22 protein-coding genes are annotated in these 22,526 nt (G+C 65.5%); 6 read left to right on the top strand and 16 right to left on the bottom strand.

Annotated features, from left to right (window positions below; genetic code table 11):
* Nucleotides 1-18: 18 nt before the first annotated feature.
* The 8 genes from ABY42_RS10740 to ABY42_RS10705 all read right to left on the bottom strand — a co-directional run bounded on the left by ABY42_RS10740 (nt 19) and on the right by ABY42_RS10705 (nt 10,206).
* Nucleotides 19-999: a CARDB domain-containing protein gene (locus ABY42_RS10740; protein ID WP_050459471.1), complete on the bottom strand. Its 981-nt coding sequence runs from the start codon at nt 997-999 to the stop codon at nt 19-21.
* A gap of 317 nt (nt 1,000-1,316) precedes the next feature.
* Nucleotides 1,317-1,493, bottom strand: coding sequence for a hypothetical protein (locus tag ABY42_RS19975; protein ID WP_231608273.1), 177 nt, complete (start codon nt 1,491-1,493; stop codon nt 1,317-1,319).
* Nucleotides 1,494-1,861: 368 nt separating this feature from the next.
* Nucleotides 1,862-2,665: a DUF502 domain-containing protein gene (locus ABY42_RS10730; protein ID WP_050459930.1), complete on the bottom strand. Its 804-nt coding sequence runs from the start codon at nt 2,663-2,665 to the stop codon at nt 1,862-1,864.
* A 258-nt stretch (nt 2,666-2,923) separates the two neighbouring features.
* Complete coding sequence (locus ABY42_RS10725) at nt 2,924-3,124, bottom strand: hypothetical protein (RefSeq protein ID WP_004975735.1); 201 nt, start codon at nt 3,122-3,124, stop codon at nt 2,924-2,926.
* 277 nt (nt 3,125-3,401) lie between these two features.
* Nucleotides 3,402-4,007, bottom strand: coding sequence for a hypothetical protein (locus ABY42_RS10720; RefSeq protein WP_050459470.1), 606 nt, complete (start codon nt 4,005-4,007; stop codon nt 3,402-3,404).
* A 63-nt stretch (nt 4,008-4,070) separates the two neighbouring features.
* Nucleotides 4,071-4,961, bottom strand: a complete 891-nt coding sequence (locus tag ABY42_RS10715) for a hypothetical protein (protein WP_050459469.1) — start codon at nt 4,959-4,961, stop codon at nt 4,071-4,073.
* The gene (locus ABY42_RS10710) at nt 4,954-8,229 is read right to left on the bottom strand and encodes a 5'-nucleotidase C-terminal domain-containing protein (RefSeq protein WP_197092903.1); all 3,276 of its coding nucleotides are present in this window, start codon (nt 8,227-8,229) and stop codon (nt 4,954-4,956) included. Before ABY42_RS10710 ends, ABY42_RS10715 begins: the two co-directional genes overlap by 8 nt.
* Before the next feature lie 654 nt (nt 8,230-8,883).
* Nucleotides 8,884-10,206 (bottom strand): hypothetical protein, encoded by a 1,323-nt coding sequence (locus tag ABY42_RS10705; RefSeq protein ID WP_050459468.1) that lies wholly within the window; start codon nt 10,204-10,206, stop codon nt 8,884-8,886.
* Nucleotides 10,207-10,397: 191 nt separating this feature from the next.
* On the opposite strand from ABY42_RS10705, the gene ABY42_RS10700 reads away from it, so the two are divergent.
* Both ABY42_RS10700 and ABY42_RS19850 read left to right on the top strand, forming a co-directional pair.
* Nucleotides 10,398-11,561, top strand: a complete 1,164-nt coding sequence (locus ABY42_RS10700) for a PAS domain-containing protein (protein ID WP_050459467.1) — start codon at nt 10,398-10,400, stop codon at nt 11,559-11,561.
* Between the two features lie 95 nt (nt 11,562-11,656).
* Nucleotides 11,657-11,833 (top strand): hypothetical protein, encoded by a 177-nt coding sequence (locus ABY42_RS19850; protein WP_193492551.1) that lies wholly within the window; start codon nt 11,657-11,659, stop codon nt 11,831-11,833.
* A 36-nt stretch (nt 11,834-11,869) separates the two neighbouring features.
* Here the strand turns inward: ABY42_RS19850 and ABY42_RS10695 are convergent, their stop codons facing one another.
* Entirely contained in the window at nt 11,870-12,262 is a 393-nt protein-coding gene (locus ABY42_RS10695; protein ID WP_004975755.1) for a DoxX family membrane protein, read from the bottom strand.
* A gap of 351 nt (nt 12,263-12,613) precedes the next feature.
* Here ABY42_RS10695 and ABY42_RS10690 point away from each other — a divergent pair, with 351 nt between their 5' ends.
* Together ABY42_RS10690 and ABY42_RS10685 are read left to right on the top strand one after the other, a co-directional pair.
* Entirely contained in the window at nt 12,614-13,315 is a 702-nt protein-coding gene (locus ABY42_RS10690) for a hypothetical protein (RefSeq protein ID WP_082220667.1), read from the top strand.
* A gap of 74 nt (nt 13,316-13,389) precedes the next feature.
* Nucleotides 13,390-15,540 carry a PAS domain S-box protein gene (locus tag ABY42_RS10685; RefSeq protein ID WP_050459466.1) on the top strand — a complete coding sequence of 717 codons (2,151 nt, stop codon included), beginning with the start codon at nt 13,390-13,392 and terminating at the stop codon, nt 15,538-15,540.
* A 2-nt stretch (nt 15,541-15,542) separates the two neighbouring features.
* Here the strand turns inward: ABY42_RS10685 and lrp are convergent, their stop codons facing one another.
* Nucleotides 15,543-16,004, bottom strand: coding sequence for an HTH-type transcriptional regulator Lrp (gene lrp / locus ABY42_RS10680; protein ID WP_004975762.1), 462 nt, complete (start codon nt 16,002-16,004; stop codon nt 15,543-15,545).
* 326 nt (nt 16,005-16,330) lie between these two features.
* Nucleotides 16,331-16,624: a hypothetical protein gene (locus ABY42_RS10675; RefSeq protein WP_004975763.1), complete on the bottom strand. Its 294-nt coding sequence runs from the start codon at nt 16,622-16,624 to the stop codon at nt 16,331-16,333.
* A 317-nt stretch (nt 16,625-16,941) separates the two neighbouring features.
* On the opposite strand from ABY42_RS10675, the gene ABY42_RS10670 reads away from it, so the two are divergent.
* Complete coding sequence (locus tag ABY42_RS10670) at nt 16,942-17,265, top strand: hypothetical protein (protein ID WP_050459465.1); 324 nt, start codon at nt 16,942-16,944, stop codon at nt 17,263-17,265.
* A gap of 27 nt (nt 17,266-17,292) precedes the next feature.
* Here ABY42_RS10670 and ABY42_RS10665 read toward each other — a convergent pair whose 3' ends face one another.
* Nucleotides 17,293-17,631: a hypothetical protein gene (locus ABY42_RS10665; RefSeq protein WP_050459463.1), complete on the bottom strand. Its 339-nt coding sequence runs from the start codon at nt 17,629-17,631 to the stop codon at nt 17,293-17,295.
* A 242-nt stretch (nt 17,632-17,873) separates the two neighbouring features.
* Here ABY42_RS10665 and ABY42_RS10660 point away from each other — a divergent pair, with 242 nt between their 5' ends.
* A complete protein-coding gene (locus ABY42_RS10660) occupies nt 17,874-18,410 on the top strand; it encodes a hypothetical protein (RefSeq protein WP_156224378.1) in 537 nt (178 codons plus the stop codon).
* On the opposite strand, the gene ABY42_RS10655 is transcribed toward ABY42_RS10660, so the two are convergent.
* From ABY42_RS10655 to ABY42_RS19395, 4 genes are all read right to left on the bottom strand, one after another.
* Nucleotides 18,407-20,113, bottom strand: coding sequence for an NAD(P)/FAD-dependent oxidoreductase (locus ABY42_RS10655; RefSeq protein ID WP_050459460.1), 1,707 nt, complete (start codon nt 20,111-20,113; stop codon nt 18,407-18,409). The genes ABY42_RS10660 and ABY42_RS10655 overlap by 4 nt on opposite strands.
* Before the next feature lie 102 nt (nt 20,114-20,215).
* Nucleotides 20,216-21,004 (bottom strand): helix-turn-helix transcriptional regulator, encoded by a 789-nt coding sequence (locus ABY42_RS10650; RefSeq protein WP_231608272.1) that lies wholly within the window; start codon nt 21,002-21,004, stop codon nt 20,216-20,218.
* 87 nt (nt 21,005-21,091) lie between these two features.
* Nucleotides 21,092-21,472 carry a hypothetical protein gene (locus ABY42_RS10645; RefSeq protein ID WP_050459459.1) on the bottom strand — a complete coding sequence of 127 codons (381 nt, stop codon included), beginning with the start codon at nt 21,470-21,472 and terminating at the stop codon, nt 21,092-21,094.
* Between the two features lie 59 nt (nt 21,473-21,531).
* Complete coding sequence (locus ABY42_RS19395) at nt 21,532-21,672, bottom strand: hypothetical protein (protein ID WP_156224376.1); 141 nt, start codon at nt 21,670-21,672, stop codon at nt 21,532-21,534.
* Nucleotides 21,673-22,526 lie beyond the last annotated feature (854 nt).

Here is a 22,526-nt window from a genome sequence, read left to right as displayed (position 1 = left end):
CGCGACTGAATCGAGGTGTTAGTTAGCCCGCAGACGCGCCGCACCGATGAGCGCAACCAGCGAGACGAGCGCCGGCAACACGCCGAACCCTGGCGCTTGGCTCTCCGTCTCCGTCGGCGTCTCGGTCGTCACCGGGTCGGAGGTCGTGGTCGGCTCGGCGACCGTGATCGTCGCCGATTCGCCCCCGACAGAGAGGTTGTACGTCCCCGCCTGCTGGAACGCCGGGAGGAACACGACCGTCGATTCGTTGCCGGGTTCGAGGTCGGTGACGGTCTTGGTCGACTCAATCGACCCATCGACCGTGAGATTGACCGTCGCGTTCGTCGTCACGTCCCCGTCGTTCAGGACGGTCGCCGTGGCTTCGACGCTCTCGCCGGTTTCGACGTCGGTCGTCGCGACTGAGAGGTTGGTGACGGTCGTCGACGCCGTGTCGCCGTCGCCGCCGCCGGAGTCACCGCCACCATCGCTATCGTCTCCATCGTCACCGGAGCCACCGCCGCCGCCAGACGAGGAGGTCGTTATCTCGAGTTGTGCGGACCGCTCATCGCCGATGCTGTAGTCGTTGCCGTCCTCGTCGCCCAGCGCGTTGACCTCGGGCGTGACCATGGTTTCGGCCGTGCTCGTCGCGTTCCCTTCGACCGTGACGGTGGCGACGACCACCTGGCCGGTCTGGTTCGTATCGAGCCCGTAGCCGGTGAGCATCGCGGAGCTGTTGTCACTCGCGTACGTCGTGTTGACCTCCGCCGCCTCGTGGCTGAACGCGACCTGCGTGATCGCCGCAGTATCGTTCGCGACCGAGAACGAGATATTGGCCGCGCCGACGCCGCCCGAGGTGTTCGTCACGACCACGTCGAACGTCGCCGCCTCGCCGTTCGTAACCGTCTGACCCGTCGGTTCGAGTGCGACGTCCGTCGACCCGGCCGCGGCGCTCACCCCTGGCGCGACAGCGAGCGCGAAAACCAGAAGCAGAAGGTAGCCGTGGCGCGCGTTCAGTTTCATGTCGCATCCCCCAAACGGTTGGGCGCTGTCCAGACGACTCGCGTTGAACCGGGCGTGTTCGAAGAACTCATAGTTGGTTTCGGGTTGTCCGTCGAACTATCACGGGCCACGCACGGCGTGGATTGCGCGAAGCCGTCGGTAACGGCGGTCGGCAGCAGCCCCTCACGCGTCGTACTGCCGTGAATCGCCGTGCGAGCACGTGATTACTCGACGTTCACGATATGACAAGAAGAATCAACCATGCTAATTGTTACGGTCAGTCGGAGGGTTGCCACTTCCGCCGCTTGGCAGTCGCCGAGGGGGTGAATGAGCCCGCGTCACGCGTGGGCGTCGAGGCCGGCACCGACTTTGTCGACGACGTCGAACAGCGCTTCCGGGAGCGGCTCGTCGTCGGGGAGTCCGACCGTTTTCACGAGGTCCGAATCGACCGTTTCGAGCGCGGGCGAACGAGACGTCTCCCAGCCGGTGACGACGAGCGGTTGGGAATCGTCCACGTTCCGAGTGACGCGCGCAGCGACTCCCCCTCGATAGGACGGCGGCGCGTGGAGACAGACGACGACCGTCGGGTCCTTCGATGAGACGAGTCGGCGAAGGGGCGCGGTCTCGGTCACGTATCGGATTTCGACGTCGCCCCGCGGATGCCAAGCTCGCTCTGGCGGTGGTCCGTAGACGAGAACCCGTGGTGGCGGTGCCATAAGCTATCACACCACACTTCGCAGAGCAGACATATAAACATTAGATACGCTGACAGATCCGGGGTGGGAGGCGAGCGGTCTATCGTCGGAACGGAAGGTGCGTCGGGGACAACACACGCGGTCGCCGCGGTGGACAGTCGCCCGCCAACGGTCCCGCGAGAGACGGCTCAGTCCCGCTTTTCCTTTCGCTCCCTCGTAATCATCGACTCGCGGATGTCCTGTAACCGCTCCGTGCCGCGGAGTTCGGACATGTTCACGCCGAGCGCACCCGAATCCTCGTCGGTCGCGACGCCGCTCGTGAGGATGCTCCGGACGCCCTCCTCGACGGTCATGTCGATGTCGTACACGTCGTCGGCGGGGATGTAGGTGAGCAGGCCGCCGGTGACTGGGTTGGGCGCGAGCGGGAGAAACATCGAGACCATCTCCGTGTGGCCGGTCGACTGTTCGATGGTCGCGGGGGAGCCGCCCGTCTGGAAGCCGAGCACGTACACGTCGTCGTCGAAACACTGGACGAGTTTCACGTCCTGGAACTCGTCGGCCCCCTCGTCGAGCACCACGTCGCCCATGCGGCGGAAGCTCTTGTACACCGTGCCGATACCCGGAATCGAGGAGATGACGAGGTCGAACACGCCGATGATTTTCTCGCCGTACTGGTTGCGGCCGACGGTCCCCACGACCGCGACGATGGCGAAGAGGACGAGCAGGGCGACCAGTTCGGTGAAGAAGTCGACGACGAACGAGTAGATACCGAGGTCGATGAGGAGCGTGATGAACTCGACGCTCTCGAAGCGGCTGATGATGCCCGCCCAGCGGAGCAGGTCGATGAACGGTTCGAGGGCGTTTCTGACGAAGTCGATGCCGACCCGGAGGACGTAGAGCGTGATGACGATGGGGATCATGATCGCCACGCCCGTCAGCAGCGTGTTGTACGCCTGTTCGTACAGGGATTGGCCGGTCTCTTTGGCGCTCACGGCGAGCGTTCCCGGCGAGCGCGGAGGGTCTGCGGAGGACACGGCGGGAGATTCATGTGGGCCGTGAAAATAGTGTCGGCAGTCGAACCGTCTGGATTTTCGAGACGCGCTGCGGCGGAGTCGCTCGCGAGGCGGGAGGCGACGGGCGAGTCGCGTAGAACGACGAAAACGGGGACCGAAGCGGGCCGGATGGATTCGCGGGAGCCGTGAGCGACGACGGAAGCCGAGACGGTGGCCCGTGCCGTCCCGAAGGCGGGGTCAGGAGACGACTTCGAACCGACCGACCGAGAGGTCGACCGCGAGCTGCTCGCGCGGGTAGACGAACTCCTCGTCGTCGTACATCGTCCGGACGGTCTCGTCTTCGATTTCCACCACCGTCTGTTCCGTACACAGCGTCGAATGCCGGATGGTCGACCCCTCCGTGATCACGTGCGGGGCGACCTCGAGTGTTTGTGCCATCGTTTCACTAACGCACGGTTTGCGATATAATTCTTTCGACGTTTCGGGGATACGCTATTGAAATGTAGCTATATAGTGGTATTGTCGGGTTGATTGTTCACTTTCCATTCCACTCTCCTTCGAACTGGTCGGAGCGGTACCGACGAGACAGGAGCCGAGGCAGTCCGAGTCGAGGCCCGACAGAGCGTTTGACTCGCGTCCGAGTCGTCGGCGTCGCCACTCGTCGAGCCTCGCGTCGGTCAGCACGTCCCGATCGTCGAGCCTCCCGCTCGGCGCGTCAGTCGCGCTCGAACGGGTCGTGCTCGGGGAGTTCGTCGTCGAGGACGGCCGCCACGGCGTCGACGAACGCGTCGTGCGCCGACAGCGTCTCGCGGAGCGCCTCGTAGTAGGCGACGGTGTCGCCCGCGAGGAAGTGCGAGTCGACGCGCCAGAGCGTCCGCCCGGTGCCGAACTCGCCCGCTGGGAGGTCGTCGCGGTCCTCACGCACCTCGTCCAACGCCGCGACGAGTCGCTCGCGGAGCGCCGCGTACGGCGAGTCGCCCGAGAAGTCGGCGTCGCCGTGGATGCCGTCTTCGAGGTGGAGTTCGAGTCGGAACTGTCCGCGCTGGAGGGCGCGCGGCGTCGGGTAGTGTTCGAAGTGGAGGTCGTAGCCGTGGTCGCGACCGCGCTCCCACGCCGTGGGCGTGACGCGGCCCCACGGCTTCCCCGAGTCGAGGGCGTGCCACGTGTGGGGTCCCGCCGGCGGCGACGCGCGGAGGTAGTCGGCCCACTCGTACTGGAGGACCTCACGAGCGAGCTTCGCTACGGCGTCGCGGGTCGCGTCGACCTGTAGCTCGTAGTCGAGATAGAAGCTCGTTTCGTCCGCGGTGTCCGGGCCGTTCATACCTCCCTGCTAGACGCCCACACGGATAAAGATTCGACACGGGCCCTGAGAGCCCGCGTTCGCTCAGTCCTCGCGTCGCGCCCGGCGTCCGAACCCGAACAGGAACGCCGCGATGGCGGCGACCGCGGGAGCGACGCCGAAACCGGGTACGCCGGTCGCCGTGGTCCGGCGCTCGGTCGTGGTCTCGGTCGCGGTTGCAGACTGCGTGGTCGCCTGCGGAGTCGTCTCAGCGCCGTCAGTCGCCGTCGGACTCGCGGTCGACGCGGGTGGCGTGGGTGACTGCGACGCCGACTCGGTCGTCGCGGGCTGGTCGGTCGCGTCGTCCGACTCGTCGTCCGCGTCGGAGTCGCCGTCCGACCCGGAGTCCGGACCATCGCCGTCGTCACCACCGTCGTTCGGGTCGTCGTCACCACCGCTCCCGCCACCACCACTCCCGTCACCGCCGGACGACTCCGAGACCGAGAGGTCGAGTCCCGACGTATCGGTGACGGTGTAGGAGTTCCCGTCCTCGTCGCCGAGGGCGGACACGGACACGTCGAGCGCGCCGTCGCCGGTGGCGTCGGCGGTCTCGACGGTGACGGTCGCGACGGCCACCGAACCAGCGTCGTCGGTGTCGAGGCCGATGACGCCAATCGACGCGGCCGTGCGACGCTCGTCGTACGACACGTCCCGCAGCCGCGGGTCGGTGCCGTCGGGCGTTGCGACCTCGGTGATGCGACCGACCGACGCGTCGTCGAGTTCGACCGTCAGGTTGTACGCGCCGACGCCGGCGTCGGCGCTGTCGACGACGATATCGAACGTCCGCGTCGAGTCGGGTTCGACGGTCGCCGCGTCGGCGTCGAAGCCGACGGTCGTGTCGGTCGCGGCGACCACGGGCGGCGCGACGGCGCTCAGACAGACGAGCGCCGCGAGCACCGCGAGCGCGGCTCGGTCGGGCAGCTTCGTCTTACGCATCCGTGGAGGCGAACAACCGCTGTACGTCGCCCACGTCGACGCGACCGTCGTCGTTGAGGTCGAACGCGGGGATGCTCGACTGGACCGGCTCGGCGTCGCGGTTCACGAACAGCGCCTGCGCGTCTACGATGTCCACGCTGCCGTCGCCGTTTACGTCCTCGAAGGTGCCGTCGCCGTCGTGGTCGGCCATCGCGCGGCCGTTGCCGGTGAGGTCGCCGGGTTCGACAGTGACGGGCCGGTTGTCGATGTGCGACACCGCGTAGGCCGTGCCGTCGGGGTCGTAGGTCGCGGTGGGTGTTAGTTCGAGCGCCGTCGAATCGCCGAGCGCGACGCCTTCGACCGTCACGGTCGCGAGGACCTGCGAGCCGTTCGCGTCAGTCTCGGCGTCGATACCGGCGGCCTCGATGCGGACCTCACTGCCGTCGCCGCTGACGTTGACGGCCGAGGTTCCGGGTTCGTCGGGGAACTGGACGCCCGTGATGCGGGCGACGCTCGAATCGCCGACCGCGAGGGTCAGTTCGTACGCGCCGACGCCGTCGGCGGCGTCGCTCGCGGTGATGTCGAACGTTCGGGTGTCGCCGAGGGGGACCGACCGGCCGTCCGAGCCGACCGAGAGTGCGACGCCGTCGGCCGGTTCAGGCGTCGGGTCGGGCGTCGTCGCCTCGCCGTCGAGGTCGGCGTTCAGGACCGCCGAATCGAAGTTCTCGTACTGGCTCGAATACGCGCTGTCGGTGTAGTCGACGTAGAGGTCGACGCCCGACCCCGCCGCAGTCACCGACGACCCGAAGGCGTCGAGGTCGCTCGTCGGCACGGTGACCGTGACGGTGCCGCTCGCGCCGTCGTAGGCGAGGTTCGTCGTCTCGACGTAGCCGCCGCTTCGGTCGGCGAAGGCGGCGGTTCCGCTCACGCCGGTCACGCGCGAGGGCGCGTCGATGGTGACCGTCGTCCGGCCGTCGTCGCTCGTCACGTCGACCGCGTCAGCGTCGACCGCCGCGTCGACCCGGCGCATCCGGTCGTCGGACTCGGTGTCGACCTCGGCGGCCGCGATGGTCGAGCGGTTCTGGAGGTAGCCGATGACCCCGTCGGCCATCGTCGTCTCGTTGTAGACCGACACGCGCGGTTTGTCGCCGAGCGGGTAGCCGCTGCCGCCGTCGGCGATGTAGGAGTTGGTCGCGAGCGTGTAGGTCGCCGAGTCGTTGACGGGTTCGCCGTCCACCGTCAGGTCGCGAATCGTCGCGTCGCCCTCGCCGGGCGACGAGCTGTCGGTGTGGGGCACCCACTCGAAGGTGACGCCGCTGACCTGCTGTTGGGTCTGGGTGCCGTACTGGTTGTCCATCTCCAGCGGCGTGATCTGGCTCTTGACGACCTCGCGGAGTTCCGCGCCGGTCACCTCGACCACGACGATGTGGTTGCCGAACGAGAGCGTCGACGTGACCATCCCGCGGGTGATGTTGAACTCCTCGCCCGCGCCGTACTCGCTCGGATAGAGCGTGTCGCGGATGCCGCCGGCGTTCGTGACGGCCACGTCTGCGCCGGTGTGACCGCGGACGCCGTCGGTGACGAGGTGACCCGTCGCGGAGTCGTCGGTGTAGCTGGAGCCGACGCCCGTGTGCTCGGGCATGACCGCCGTCGCGAGCTTCGTGTTGAGATAGTCCTCGCGGAGCGGGTTGATGTACGTCTGCCACGAGTCGTTTCGCGGGACGTCGGTCGTCACGTCGACGAGTTCGCCGGAGGCGTCGGTGACGCTCCCGTTGTCGACGGTCAGTTCCATCGTCATGACGGCGTTTGCCTTCCCGGTGGTCTCGCCGATGAGGACGCCGTTGGTCGTCTGCGGCGGGTAGCGCTGTTGGTCGTCGCCGGAGACGAGCGCGTCGATGCCGTCGACGTTCCGCGCGAGGTCCTTCGAGTCCGGGATGCCGACCGGGGCCAGCGCGACGACCACGTCAACGTCCTCCTCGTTTCGGAGCGTGTCGACGGTCCGCTGGGCGGCGGTCGTCGGGTCGACGACGGTGTAGCCGTTGCGCTCGATGACGCCGTCGGTCTTGGCGTTGATGGCCTCGTCGGTCAGGCCGAAGAAGCCGACTTTCACGCCGCCGCGCTCGACGACGGTGTAGTTCTGCGTCCCGGGGAGGTTCTCGCCGGTCTCCTCGTCGACGACGTTGGCGAGGAGCCACGGGTAGGTCGACTCGTTGGCGATGGCCTCGAAGACGGCGAAGTCGTTCGTCCCCGCGTCCTCGTCGTAGTCGAGTTCGTGGTTCTGGACGACCTCGGCGTCGGGGTCGATGAGGTTCATCGCCGTCACCGGCGGCTCGTAACCGTGTTCCAGGCCGTCGTAGTTGCGGAGGGCGTGGGGGCTGAGTTCGTCGCCGCCGCCGGCCACGAAGACGGGACCGGAAGCGTTCGCGCGCTCGCGGTTGATGAGCGTAATCATCCGGCCGAGTTTGTCGTCGCCGGAGCCGGCGGCCGCCTTGCCGATGTCGTTGAAGCCGACGAGCGTGAGCGTCGTCGCGTTCGCGCCCGCGGTGTCGTTGCCGGCGTCGCCGCCGTCACCGCCGTCGTCGCCCGCGGGAGCGGTCAGGTTCGTCACCGACGCGGGCTGAATCTTGTACTCCTCGAAGCTGTAGAACACCGGCCCTTCGACGGCGTCGGCGGTACTGCCGACTTCGCCGGGCGTGGTGTCGTCGCCGGTCGTCGCGTCGTCGATGGCGACCGGCCCGGAGCCGTCGGTGACCGCCCACTCACCGTACTGGCCGGGGGTTTCCGTGACCTCGACGTCGCGCACGCTGACGAGAACGCCCTCGTAGGCCTCTCGGGAGACGTTCGCCGTCGCGAGCGCGGTCGCCTCGGGAACCGACCCGGTGCCGGTCGTCGACAGCGAGGCGCTGTCGTTCGCGAGGTCGAGCTGGGTCATCCCGTAGTACTCGGAGACGGGCGCGTCGACGCGCACCTCGTCGCCGGGGGTCGCGTTCGACGACCCGCCCGCGTAGACGTAGACGCCGCTGTGGCGAACGTCTGCCGCGGAGGCGTTCTGCAGGAAGAAGCCGTCGGCGTTCGTCGCCGTCACCGTCCCGGTGACGCTGACGAACTGCCCCGCGTAGGCGGAGGCGTCGCCGCCGGTCGTGTTCGACTGGAGTTCGGTGATGGTCACGGCCGTCGGCGCGGACGCGTTCATCGCCGATTGAGCGGTCGAATCGAGTGCGCTCGCGTCCTCCCCAGCCGCGACGCCCGCCGCACCGGCGGGGAACGTCGCGGTCGTGAGTACTAACACCAGTAGCACCGTTACAGTACGACTGAGAACTGTCTGTGATGGTGTGTGCGGAGGCACATCAGTCCGCACCGGGGCGGGTGTCATAACCGCTGGTAAGAGTGTTATATAGGTGACAGAACTGCGATAGGGAGGTTCATACGATACGGAGCGGTTCGTACGTCAGTCGGGTGATTGTCGGGTCGGGTTCCGGGAGTTCACGAACAGAGGCGACCCAGAGAACGGCGGTCGTATCGCAGCACGTACCGGTGGTAGGTGAGATAGCCATATTTAAGTCCATTGGCCGATTCCGCAGCAGTTGAGAACGGTTTCCACCTCCTCGGTTCGGTGGTCGACCCACCGAAGACCGTTCTCTCTTTCCCCCACAGCATACTATCGGTACTTCCAATTAGTACCTACTTTCCGAATCTATATCACCCTCTACCAAAACAACGTGTACGAGAACGGGAACGTCATCATCTGATGCTGGTGGCGTTGCCCTCGTTCTCGTTCCATCCTCCCCCACTCGGGGGACCCCACCACCCTTCGGCTAACTGTCCACCGAGACGCATCCGTCACTGAATCGATTCGTCAGCGCTCAGACACGGCTGTCGGGGACGTGCACCACAACATCCGTCGGGCCTCCCACGAACGCGTCGAGAATGGTGACGAGTTGGGTTATGCTCCCTCTCCGCCGAGTGCGGCGCACACGCGCATTCGAACGTCCGCGGGACTCGCCGCCGATTGGTCGCGCCGCGCCATCCGTCCGGTGACGAGGTCGAGCAGGTCGAGCGCGGTCAGTAGCTCGCGGACCTCCGCGCGGTCGAGGCCGAGACGGCGTTCGACTTCGTACAGCGTCTTCGCACCCGCGACGGCGGCACACACGTCTTCGGTCGAGCAGTCGAGCGAGGACACCGACGCGGGAAGCGGCGGGAGCTCAGTCGCGGTGGACGCGTCCTCGGCCGTCGTACTCGTCTCGTCGGTCTCCGCCGCGACCGGCTCCGTGTCCGTGTCCGTGGCCGGGTCCGTCTCAGAGTCAGACTCCGACACCGACGTCGATTCGTCGTTCGCGTCGGTCTCGGCGTCGTCCGGCGTGTCACGTTCGACCGCCGCGCCGTCGGTATCTTCAGTCCCCACCGGGGGAGACTGGTCAGTCCCACTCGTGCTGTCCTCGACAGAGACGCTCGGCTCCGGTTGCCGTGGCTCGTCGCCCGGCTCGGTCGACGCGCCGTACGACTCCGGCTCGTGAATCCCGCGTTGAATCATCTGGTTGCGGACGGTCTGGGGAGTCACGTCGACGCCGAGCGCGTCGGTCATCTCCTTGAACGTCTCGCAGGCCTCGTACGCCTCTCGAAGCCGAACGGGGTCGTGGTGTGCGGGCACCGAGTCGGCGTCTGTCGCGGCGGTCGCGCTCGTCTCTGTCTTCGTACCGGTGTCCGCGTCCGCCTCCGTGTCCGGACTCGTCTCTGTATCCGTATTCGCGTCCGTCTCCGTCTCCGCCCCGATGGGGTCGTCCGTCGATACCGGTGTGGGTTGGTCGTCCTCCGACGGCTCGTCTCTCGTCGTCGGGACCGCGAACTCCATCGTCGGTGGCGACACGACCGATGCGACGGGGGCGCTACCCGTCGAGCCGCGCGCCCCGGAACCGTCGGCTCGGGCGACCGGCGCGTCCGCCGGCTCGGGGTCGCCGTCGGTGCCGGCGTGTTCAGCCGATACCGACTCCTGTCCGGCGTCTTCGGTCGCCGGGGGAGCGAGCGCCACGTCGAGTTCGAGTCGAAGTCGGCCGTCGGCAATCGACGCCGCCGGCGACGACACGGAGAGTCGGTCCGGGTCGACCGCGCACGCTGACGCGAGGTCGTACTCGACGGTGACCGAAGCCGCTGTGCCGTCTTCGCTCGGCTCGTCCCCGCTGGCCAGTTCTATCCCGTGAATCTCTGCCGTCGCCTCCGAAAACTGTTCGAGAACCGCCGTGAGTTCTCGGACGTTTCTAACCACATCCATATGAGGATGTCAACTTCGTCACATGGCATATAATTTATTGCCGCCAACATCATCTAGTAATATATATTCTATACAGATTCTTGTTCGCGTGAGTCCGGCATCGAGAGACCGGAACGGTCGGCGGCGCACGGTCGCGGCGCTCGACTGTCTGCGTAGCTGTTTTTATGCTTCTGAGGGAAGATACCCACCGTATGGACGTGTCTCCGCTCCGCGACATCGCCCCATTCAGCACCGAGCGACGGGCGATGCGAGTCCTGTTGGTCGACGATAACGAGTCGATGGTGGAGCTATCCGCGACCTTTCTCGAACGCGAACTCGACGACGTCGAGACGGAGACGTACACCGACCCGGTGTCGGCGCTCGACGAACTCACCGACGGCGCGTACGACTGCGTCGTGAGCGACTACGACATGCCGGTGATGGATGGGCTCGAACTCCTCACGGCGGCGCGCGAGCGGGGCATCGAGATTCCCTTCGTCCTCTTTACCGGGAAGGGAAGCGAGGAGATCGCGAGTCGCGCCATCTCCGCCGGCGTCGACGAGTACCTCCAGAAGGGCGGCCCCGAGGAGTATCCCGTGCTGGCGAACAAGGTGTCGAACCTCGTCGAGAAACACCGCGCCGAGACGCACATGCGACGCGGCTTTCTCGCCATCGAGTCGGCCGAGGAGGGCATCGGCATCATCGACGAGGACGGCGTCTACCAGTATCTGAACGAGGCGTACGCCGCGCTCTACGACCGCGACCGGGCCGAACTCATCGGCGAACACTGGGACGTCCTCTACCCGGACGACGAGGCGCGGCGCTTCCACGAGGAAATCCTCCCGCAACTCGAAGCCGAGGGGTCGTGGCGGGGCATTTCGACCGGCGTCACCAAAGCCGGCGAGCTGGTCCCCGAGCGACTCGTGTTGACGCGGATGGACGACGGGGGACACGTCTGTATCGTCCAGGAACTCACCGAGGTCGATGCGTTGCGGGCGGAAGTCGAGATGAAAGACCGAGTGCTCGACGCCGTCGGCGTCGCAATCGTCGTCATCGACCCGTCGAAGCCCGACAACCCTGTCGTCTACTGCAACGAGGCGTTCGAGGCGCTTACGGGCTACGACGCCGCGGCGGTCGAGGGCCGCAACTTCGGGTTCCTCCACGGCCCCGAGACGGACCCCGAAACGGTCGCCGAGATTCGGTCGGCTATCGACGCTGGCGAGCCGATTTCGGCCGAGATTCGCAGCTACGACGCCGACGGCGAACCCTTCTGGAACCACCTCGATATCCAGCCGGTTCGGGACGACGACGGCGCACTCGAGTTCTTCATCGGCTTCCACCGTGCGGCCGACCGCGACGGCGCGGACTCGACCTGACGGGGGGTCGGCAGTCGCCAACGACTTTACTGGAAATAGTGGGGTGTCGAACCCACGAGTAAGAACTACACCCGCGGGACTCGTCATCTGGAGTCATGTCCCGACGTTCCCGCCTCCAACAGTTCTTGGCCCTCGGTGCGTTCCTCTTTGCGGTGTACTGGATAGTCGATGGCTCACCGCTCATCGCGGTCGGGTGGGTCATCGTCGGGCTGCTCAACCTGTACACGCTCAGACGCGACGCTGAAGCAGTGGACGACGCAATCGACGTGTGACCGCAGAAAAGCGAGGGGTTGTGTGTCGATCTGCCGTTACTCGTTCGACGCGCGCTTGAAGAACGCCAGCGCCGCGCCGAACAGCGTCAGGTTCTGGAGGAACGAGGTGAGTTCCTCGTCGCGGGCGTCGTCGTCGACGGCCCAGAAGTCGTGCATCGTCGGCGTGACGCCGGCGAAGAACGCCGCGACGCTCGCGGCGGCGAGTTTGGGGAGTTTCCAGAGGCCGATGCCGATACTCCCGCCGAGGAGCAGGCCGCTCGCGGCGGGGACGAGTCGGTCCGCCTCGGGGACGCCCTTCGCCTCCGCGTAGGCGATGCGGCCGTCGAGGTCGGTCAGGTTGCGAATCGCGAGGACGGCGAGACCGCTCGCGAAGAGGGCGCGGGCGAGCCGCGATGGCGTGCTGCGTTCGGAGTCGTCGGGGGCTGTCATCACGTTTCGAAAATGGCGTCCTAATTATAAGCGCACTGTTTACAAACCGGCCAGAACGTTTTAGTACGAGAGGTGGCCCTGCCCCAGCACCAGAACCCCAAACCCGAGGCGTACAGCCGCCAACTAAGCCGTTCGCTCCCTCTGTCTGAGTTGAGAGGTCCGTACTGCGTTCCCTTTTCTGTCGACTACTGTCCGCGGAAAACACCGTGCCCACCGTCTCACTGACTCTCCGACTGCGCTCCGATTCGGGCCGAAACGCGCCGGACACCAAACTCGCCAATTGTGTGAACTCGTTGAACATTCATAACAATTAACCAATAACGAGTTGATATCTGTTTGTGGTGCGTTGACATGGCAAACCCGAAGCATTACGTCGTGCTGGAAGGCCTCGGAGCCGGAAAGTCCGACTACACGATTCAGGCGACTGGCGACATCGAAAAAGTAGGCGGCAGGCTCGGCGGACTGCCCGTCACCACGGGTCCGGGAGACCAGGTGTCCGGAAGTACGGCAGACGGAACCGTCTGGGGGAAATCCGACGGCTACCGAATCTACGGTGGTATCAAGTCCATCAGCCTCGAAAATCCCGACCACGTACAGGTCCACATGGGAACGATCGCCGGGGAGTCGGACGACGACCACGGCGACCTGTGTGAGGTTGTCGTCCGCGCGGAGAAAGTCGAGTTCATCAGCGGTCAAGGTCCGGGCGAAGGCGCGCTCGAACTGGACATCGAACACGACATCCGCGGCGGCCAGTCCGAACACACGTCGCTCAGGCTCCCGACGGGGTCGACGCGAAACCTCGGCGTGGCGATTGACAACTTCAAGGTCCCCCGAAGCGGGTCGGAACCGAAGACCATCGTGACGAAAATCACGGAGCGAGAGGTACCTTCGGACTGGTTCACCGGTGCGCCGGACGAGGGGAGCGAGCCGGTCGACATCACGCTCGCGTGCGACAACCCACAGCAGGTGACCAACACGGTTCCCATCGACTCCGACCGCGGGAACCCCGGCAAGGTGAAGGTGTACTACACCATCGACGACCTCGACGACTGAGGGGGCCGTCCCCCGTTCGGTCGTCCCGCGAGCAGCAACCATTATGATGCGGTGCGGTCACAGTTGTCCCACGAATGGACTCGCCTCGCGACACGCCGCGTTCGCTCTCGGAGTCGTCGCCTATCGACGTCCTGCACGTCGATGCCGACCCCGAGTTCGCGGCGCTCGTCGCGGCGGCGCTGGAACGCGAGTGCGAGCACATCACCGTCCATACCGAGACGGACCCGCGGGTCGCGGTCGACCGGGTTCGGCGCGACGGCCCGACGTTCGACTGCGTCGTCTGCGACTACGATATGCCCGACCTCGACGGCCTCGACGTGCTGGCGAGCGTCCGCGCCGAGTATCCGGAGCTCCCAGTTATTCTCTTCACCGCGAACGGCAGCGAGGAAGTCGCCAGCGAGGCGATTTCGGCGGGCGTGACCGACTACCTCCGGAAGGGCGACGACACGAGTCGGTACCAACTGCTCGCCAACCGCGTCGAGAACGCCGTCGAGCGGTATCGAGCCTCGCAGTCTCTCAACCGGGGGCTGGCGGCCATCGAGAACGCGACCGACGCCGTCTGTATTCTCGGCGACGACGGCGGTATCGAGTACGCCAACGCGGCCTGTACTGAGCTGTTCGGCTACGATCGCGCGGAACTCCTCGGTCGCCACTGGGAGGCGTTCTATCCCGACGACGACGTACAGGCGGTCTACGATTCGGTACTCCCCGAAGCGCGCGAGGGACAGTGGTCGGGACAGTCGTCGCTCGTGCGGAAGGACGGCAGCCTCGTCGACGTGGAGCACACGCTCACGTCCACGGCCGACGGGTCGCTCGTCTGGACGCTGTCGCGCGTCTCGAAACGCGACAGACTCGAAACGAAACTGTCGCGTCGGGAGCGGGCGATAGACGAGGCCCCGATCGGCGTCGTCCTCACGGACCCCGACCAAGCCGACAACCCCATCGTCTACGTCAACGACGAGTTCACCGACATCACCGGATACAGCCGTGACGAAGCCGTCGGGCGAAACTGCCGGTTTCTGCAGGGCGAAGAGACGGACGAGGCGGCCGTCGCCGAACTCCGAGCGGCGGTCGACGAGCGCGAACCCGTGACGACCGAGCTCCTGAACTACCGCAAGGACGGCACCGAGTTCTGGAACCGCGTCCGCATCGCGCCCATCTTCGACGACGGGAGCGTCGACCTCTTCGTCGGCTTCCAAGACGACATCACGCCGCGGAAGACCTACGAGCGACTCCTCCGGTCGAACACCGCGCGACTCGAAGCGCTGTTCGAACACTCGCCGGACCTCGTCGTCGTACACGACGACGACGGCACCATCCAAGACGTGAACCAGCGGATGTGCGAGGAGTTAGGCTACAGTGAGGCGGACCTCGTCGGCAAGACCATCTGGGACCTCGACCCTACGTCCGACCCGGAGCGCTCGAGGGCGTTCTGGACGGGGCTGCCGGCGAACGAGCCACACCGCTTCGAGGGTGAACTCGAACGGCAGAACGGCACGACGTTCCCCACCGAGATACACCTCATCCAACTCAACGTCGAGGGCGAGCATATGTTCGTCGCGATGATTCGCGACATCAGCGAACAGAAGGAACGCGAGGCCGAACTCCTCGAACAGAACGAACGCCTCGACCGCTTTGCGAGCGTCGTGAGCCACGACCTCCGCAACCCGCTGCAGGTCGCCATGGGCCGACTCGAGATGCTCCAAGACGACTGCGACAGCGACCACCTCGACCCTATCGACCGCGCGCTGGACCGCATGGACGACCTCATCAGCGACCTCCTGGTGCTCGCCCACAACGGCAACGACGCCATGGAGGTCGAACCGGTCGGGCTGGCCGACCTCGCGCGGGCGTGCTGGCAGAACGTCGTGACCGACGGCGCGACGCTGGTCATCGAGACCGACGCCGTCGTCGACGCCGACCGCGACCAGTTGCAGCAACTCCTCGAAAATCTGTTCCGGAACTCGGTCGAACACGGCTCCGCCGACGGCGACGTGACCGTCACCATCGGCGAGACCGACCGCGGTTTTTTCGTCGAAGACGACGGCCCGGGCATCCCGGAGGACGACCGCGACACCGTGTTCGAAGCCGGCTACACCACGTCCCCCGAGGGCACCGGCTTCGGGCTGAACATCGTCTCGCAGGTCGCCGCCGCCCACGGGTGGGAGGTGGCGGTCTCGGAAGGTGCCGAGGGCGGTGCGCGGTTCGACTTCCGCGTAGACTGAGCTTACGCGTCGCCGGCGTCGAGGTCGAACTGCTCGTTTTCGGAGACCGCGTTGAGAACGACGCTCGTGTTCGACTCGCGAATCGGCGCTTCGCTCAACAGCGCCTTGATCTGGCGGTTCATGTCGTCGGTGTTTCTGAACTTGCCGACCGCGAGGACGTCGTAGTCGCCGGTGACCTCGTACACAGAGACCATCTGCGGCTCGTTTGCGAGCAGGTCGGTGACGTCCGTGAGCGCGCTCCCCTCGACTTTGAGGTGCATGACCGCGGTCACGTCGTAGCCGAGTTCGTCGTAGTCGAGACGCGGCGTGTAGCCCTCGATGATGCCCTCGTCTTCGAGGTCTCGCAGGTGGTTCGAGACGGTCGTCACCGACACGTCGAGTTCTTCGGCGAGGCTTCGAAGACTACGTCGCCCGTCTTTCAACAGCGCGTTGATGAGGTCGGAATCCAAGTTTTCGTAGGTCATACTCGGGTAGTTTGCAGTTGATTGTGATTAACCTCCCGGTCGAAGTTGACAATCCGGTGAATAGTTGCCGCTTTCATGCTGAAAACCGTTCGAACGCTCGTCGGGCCGGACACGCACGCGCGCTGCCCCGTCTTCACACCCGCACCCTCCGACAACGGTGCGTTTTCGAGATGAACATGCGGTCGCTGGAGACCAGTACGAACGCCTCAGTTTGACACACCCGATGCGACCTCTCGGTCGCTGTTCGATTAAATCGTGGTTGCGATAACTCTCACGTCGCGGACGCGACCGCGGCAGTTCACGCGGGTCGAAAGAAACTGACGGCCTCAGTCGGAAGTCGACGACTCAGTTTGTAGTTCCAGAAGCCACTCGCACTTCCCGCAGGGCGTCTTGCCCGTTCGCTTGGCCTCGGCGCGGGTGACCTCGACGAACCGACCGTCGCTGTGGCCGCCACAGACCAGTTCGCCGTCTTCGTCGAGTTCGTGATACGCGTAGCCGCCGGTGTACGCGCCGTTGGGTGTCGTAGCCACGCGGTCGTCGTCGTCGCGGGTGTCCTGCGCAGCGAGTTCGCTTCGCTGCTCGCTCGTGGGTTTCTGGTCGATGTGCTCTCGCGTCGGCATCCGTGCAGGTACACTCGCCCGGCCGCATATGTTTATTTCGGCCCCGACATGACGTGAGGAATCATCATGGATGTCGGCGGCGGCGCGCGATGGCTCCTTGCCACTCGACGAGTGCGTCGAACTCGTGCGGACTTCGTTCGATGATTGCACAAGTGTCCGGCTTAACGAGACGCCTACGTCTCGTTCGCTCACGAGGGCACCGCGCTCGTGAACGCTGTCTCTCTCCCTTCGGTCGCTCCGGTCGCAGCTTAAGCAAGTTCCCTCGCGCCTCAGGTCAAGTGAAGGTCTTTACCGGAGTGGGGCGATGTCCCCGAGAGATGAGCCGGACGCTCGAACTCTCTGGGACGTGGCTCAGCTATCTGCTGTCTGCGTTCCAGTTGACCGCGCTCGCATTGGCCCTCGTGTTCGCCGTGCCCAGACTCGAGTACCCCGTCAACATCTTCTTGGGCGGACTGTTCGCCGTGGTCGTCCTCGCGTCGGTGGTCGCGCTGTGGCGACGCGCGGCCGGTCAGGACGGGAGTCGTCAGCTCAGAACCACAGAAGACATCACCTATGACCCGTTTGCCGACCCCGGGCAGGCCGCCCGCGATAGCTGGGAGAAGGCCGTTCGGCGGCTTCCCGGGTCCGACGACGACGAGTGAGCAGCCGGAGTGGGGGAGGCTGGTGGCTCACGGAGACGTTGTGTCGGACCGTCGAATCTCCGAGGCGACGACGTAGCACCCGACTGCGCCCACACTGAACACCAGTCCAGTCCCGAGATTCACCACGAGAAGCTCGTACGGCGTGACGGCGATCGGGCGGGGTTTGAGCACCTCGAAGTACAGGTACTGCACCGAGTCGGCGAATAGGTGCGGAACGAGGAAGCCGACGACGCTTACACCGCCGACGAGGACCGCCCAGCGTCGACGGAGTCGAGACGGTCGGCCGCGACGACCGGCGTAGAATGCGACGGCGGCCGCACAGAGCGGTGCGACGAGGCACGCGGCACCGAGTAGCAAGAGCAGCATCAGTCGTGGGCGGGTCGCTTGCGGCGGTTGTGTGGGCGTTCACGTCCCCGCAGACACTCATCGGTTGCGTCGTCGAGCGAACGCAGTCTCGGTGGCATGCTGGGACACAGTACTGTGTGCAGCGTTGAATTTGTTCGGTCGTTCCGAACACGAACAACCCGCTCGCTGACCGCGGTGTCCGTCGCCGACGCCGAGCGCCCGTCCGAACAAACGTCTTTATCTCAGTCTGCGAATACGGTCGTATGTCCCATACACGGTTCCAAACCGCGGTCGCAACGACGTGCAAGCGGTACGGCCCCGGACGGTTGCCGAAGGCGAGTCGTCGCGATATCGGCGCGGGCTACGCGATGGCGACTGCCGCCGCAGGAGCCACGCTCGCGTTCGTCTTCGTCGCGTGGGGGCTATCCGTCCTCGGCGCGCCGAGCGGCTCCGACTGGGCGCTCTTGGCGCTGTTCGGCGTGGGCGCGCTCCCGCTCGTCGTACCGACTGCATTCGTCTCCGCCGTCGCAGTCTGGCGGACGCTCCCCGCTGACGTGCCGTACTTCGGTGCTGTCGCGGGTCTCCTCAGCACGCTGGGGGCGTACTTCCTCGGCCTCTGTGTCGTGTTCGCCTTCCTCGTCGCCCCGGTAGTCGTCGCCGGGCAAGTCGAGGTCGCACAACTGCTCGAAGCCGCCGGCTTCGCGGTCGCCATCGGTTTCGTCGCGGTCGCGTCGACGATTTGGGTGACGGTGCCGGTCGGCGTCGGAAGCGGCTGTGTCCACGAGGCGGTCACTCGTTAGGCCATCTCAGGAACGGGGAAATCGAACAGTTCCGCTCGAAGCTGTTCGGGGGAGTCGGTCTTCCCCCACTGAATGAGTTTCCCCACCAGTTCGGGGTCCGAGAAGTCGACGTGCCGCGCCCGCTCGTCGCCCCAGTCGTAGACGTGCTTCGGGAGCCAGTCCGCCCGCCGCAGTTCCGCGAACAGTAAGCCGGCGGCCTCGTCAACGCTCGCATCGCCCGCCCGGTAGGCGTCCAGTATCTCGCCCATCCGTCGGTGTATCTCGGCTTTCTGCGGGACGAACGGCGCGCCGTCGCCCGGCGTCGGTTCTTCGAGAAGCGAGTCGAACTCGGCGGGCTGTCCCGACGCGAGGTAGGTGAAGCAGTGTCGCTGGAGATACAGGTCGTGAAACAGGACCTGTCCCAGCCACATCTGGGTCCACGCGTTCCAGAGTCGGAAGTCGCCCATCGACTTGTACGCGTTGCTGATGACCCGGTCGTTGGTCGCGAGCTGACGGCGGTGCATCTCGTCGATGGGCGCGAAGCGCGCCGCCGAGAACTCGCCGTCTTCGAACGCGTCCAACAGCAGGTTGGTCGACACGAAGACGGATTCGAGGGTGTTCACGAGCCCGACCGCGTAGAGCGGGTCGACGAAGCCGTACGTGTTGTTGGTCAGGTAGTGTCGGTGCCCCGCGGACTGACTGGCGGTCCGTTGCAGCCTGCCGGTTCGAGTCCACGGTCGCACCGTCGTCGCCGACGCGAGGTGGCGTTCGATATCGGGGAAGCCGGCGATGATTCGTCGAGCCTCTCGCTCGGCGCTGACCGACTCGTCGACGGGGTATTGCGTTCGGTCGAGTACCAACCCGATACTCGCTTTGTTCGTCTCGGAGCGCTCGAAGTTGTCGAAGGGAATCACCCACATCCAGCCGCCGTCGAACACGTGATGGAGCGTCCCGTCGTGGAGGCGGTTAGACTGTCCGGGGCGGGCGGATTCGTCGAGTATCTCGTCGAACGGAGCGAGTCCCTCGACGTGCGTGAAGATGGCGCGCGAATCCGTCTCCAACGCCGGAGCGTCCTCGCGATACCCCATCTCTTCGGCGAGGACGGAGTTCCCGCCGGTGCCGTCGACGTAGAAGGCGGCCTCGATACGACCGCGGTCGGTCGCCACCGACACCTCGTCCTGTCCGATATCCACGCCGGTGATTTCGGTCTCGTCGAGGTATGCCACGCCGTAGCCCCGGGCGGCCTCGACCAGATAGTGGTCGACCTCCGAACGCAGGAGGTGGCTCTCGCTGTAAAACGGCAGGCTCGGCGGAATCAACTGGTGGCTGTGGTCCGCCGCGACCGGGCGGTCGGGGTCGTGGTACGCGAAGCCGATGGAGTGTTTGATGCCGCACGACGGCGTGACGTTGTCGACGATGTCGTTCGTGTCGCTGAGGTACTGAATCTCCGGGATGCCGTGGTACTCCCCGAGAATCCACATCCACATCGAACTCTGCGGGAGCATCGCCTCGCCGACGGCGAACCGCGGATGCGACCCGGCTTCGAGCATCACCACGTCGAGGCCGCGTTTCCCCAGAATCATCGCGGTGAGAGACGCCGCCATCCCCGAGCCGCCGACGATGACGTCGTAGGAGTCCGTCGGCGACGACCCACCGGCGGGCCGGTCGTCGCGTCGTCCGTGCTGTCGGTTCCCGGTTGCGTCGGTCGAACCTGTCCCGTTCATGTTCCGTTTGACGGATAGGTCACGATTATAGTCATTCCCTGAGATGTCGTCTCAAGCCGTGAGACACCATTCAAACAGCAAACAGACCTGTCGACCGGACGGTCACCGCGTTTCGGCGTTCATCTCGGCGAGATCAAGGGGGACTGCATCGCGCTTGTAGCGCCGATAGAGGTCGACGGCCCACTCGCGGGCCTCGGGGTCGTCGGTCGTGACGGAGGCGACGGGCAGCGACGTCTCGTCGTCGAAGCCGCCGACGATGACCACGTCGTCGATGATGCCCATCGTGAACGGCAGTCCGGGGTGGGTGTACAGGTCGGGCGCGTCGGCCGACGCGATGGTGTCGAACGCGTTCTTCGAGGCGTTTCGGTCCGCTTCGAGCGCCAGTGGCGTGCAGATGGCCTCGAAGTCCACGTCGTTTTGGGCGTGTTCGATGCCTTGTTCCGTAATCTTCGGAGGACACCCGGCGACGACCAGACTCCGCGACCGGTCGAACGACGTGAAGTGTTCGAGCCACGGTTCGATGGGCGCGTTCGGGTGCTGTGGCGTGGCGACGTGGAGGTCGGCGTCGGCGAACAAGTGGACGTGGCGCGTGAGCTCCGGAGCCGAAATCTGAGCGAGCAGGGGTTCTAACTGGTCGACCGCCGCGATGGTGCGCTCGAATCGAGAGACGGCGTCGGCGACGGCGCATCCCGCCCCCGTCGTCTGGTAGCCCGCGGGCGTCTGTTCGAGCAACTGCTCGTCCGTGAGCGCGGACGTCCACCGGTAAGCCGTCGCACGAGAGATATCGAGTTCGTCTTGGAGCGTCGACCGGTCGAGCGGCCCATCGCGGGTCGCAGCCAACAGCGGCGCTTGGTCCAGCAACTGGTGTGAGTCCCGTCCGTGAGGAGTCATGTTCTCGGAACGACCCTTCGAACTGTAAGTGTACCTCCAGCGAGCGGCTGGCGGTTGCCGCCCTCGCTGACGTCACTTTCGAACGCGTCACCGAATCCGGTCGTGAATTTCGAGAACACCGAGCGACCACACGAGCGCGCCGGCGAGTCCGGGAAACGCCAACGCGTTCCCCCAGAGGCCGAGCCACTCCCCGCACAGGACTCCCGCGTTGAGGCCGAGGAAGAACCCGTCGAACGACGCGAGGGTTTTCGCACGGACTCCCGCGTAGCGTTCGAGGACGACGAGCCCACACAGGAGGACGAGCGTCCCGGCGACGAGCGCGCCGACGATGTGTGCGAGCGAGGCCTGCCGGCCCAGCGTCGACTCGACGTACCAAAACGGACCGAAGGGCGCGCCGAGGACGACGGCGATGAGGGCGTACGTCCCAAGGCGTTTGCCCGTCTCGGCGAGTGGGTGGGTGTCGACCATTCCGTACTCGTGTGTCGGTTCGGGCGGTGAAATAACTCGGCGCCGTCCCGTCGAGGGCACTACTGTAGTCCCCGGCCGGGTGGGTCTCCGAGCAGCCCCTCGCACCGGACCAGGATGTACAGGAGGATCGGGCCGGTGACCAGGAACAACAAACACAGCAGGCCGATGAGTCCCTTGAGTATCGACTGGACGGGAACCATGTTTCCCGTCTGCAGTCCGAGTCGGAAAAACCCACTCCCGTAGTTGGGATGGGTCTACTGATAAACAAGGCGAGTGCCTCGGGGCTTGACCCCGAGGCGGTTCACACCCGTACATTCTCCCGCAACAACGTGTCCTCTGTGGCCGTCGTCGCGTCGACTCCAATTCGGCCGGCAATCGTAGCCAGATTCGGGCCCTATCGACGAACCCCCATTTCAGGTCGAACGCCCCGAAACGAGCGTGCAGACGGCCACAAACGAGTATGTGTGGACTGTCGTCGACGCATGTCGCGGCCGCGTGTAGACGCCAATTTGGTCCCGATTCCCGCTCGCGAAATCGGGCGGTACACCCCACTTTCGAGCGGGTGTACCGGGAAATAGACGATTTTCGACCCTGCCTGAGCGACGACAATCGGCCGCTGAGACGGCATTTGCACGGGAGGACTGTGGACGGCAAACGCGTCTCTGAGCGGGTGTGAGGCGCTGCAGGCCGGAATCGGGTAGGTCGACGAGTGCCACACAGCCGGCGTCGATGGCACCCCGAACGCGTCAGGAATCGACGCGAATCGAGTACACCCTTGCGGAGAATCGGCGTCCATGTACACCCCTGGATATCGGGGGTGTAGCGCGTCTGTCCCGGTTCACCCACGCCGCTGGGGGTGTAGAATCGACCCGTATTTTCGCCAGGGGTGTATCGAAGCGGTCGGGTCGGTGGCGTCGGCTCGGCCGTGGACGGCTGGTCGTTGGGCGTGTCCGCTTTCGGTTCACAATCGTGTTAGATTCTTTACACGAATCGGATGCGTCGGGCTGTGGCAAGGCTTGCTGAGAATGTGCGTTTCCAATAGCATCTGAGAACA

This window comes from Haloferax gibbonsii, from assembly GCF_001190965.1.
GTDB lineage: Archaea > Halobacteriota > Halobacteria > Halobacteriales > Haloferacaceae > Haloferax > Haloferax gibbonsii.
Note: the sequence above shows the minus strand (reverse complement) of the source record. Positions and strands in the feature narration are given on the sequence as shown.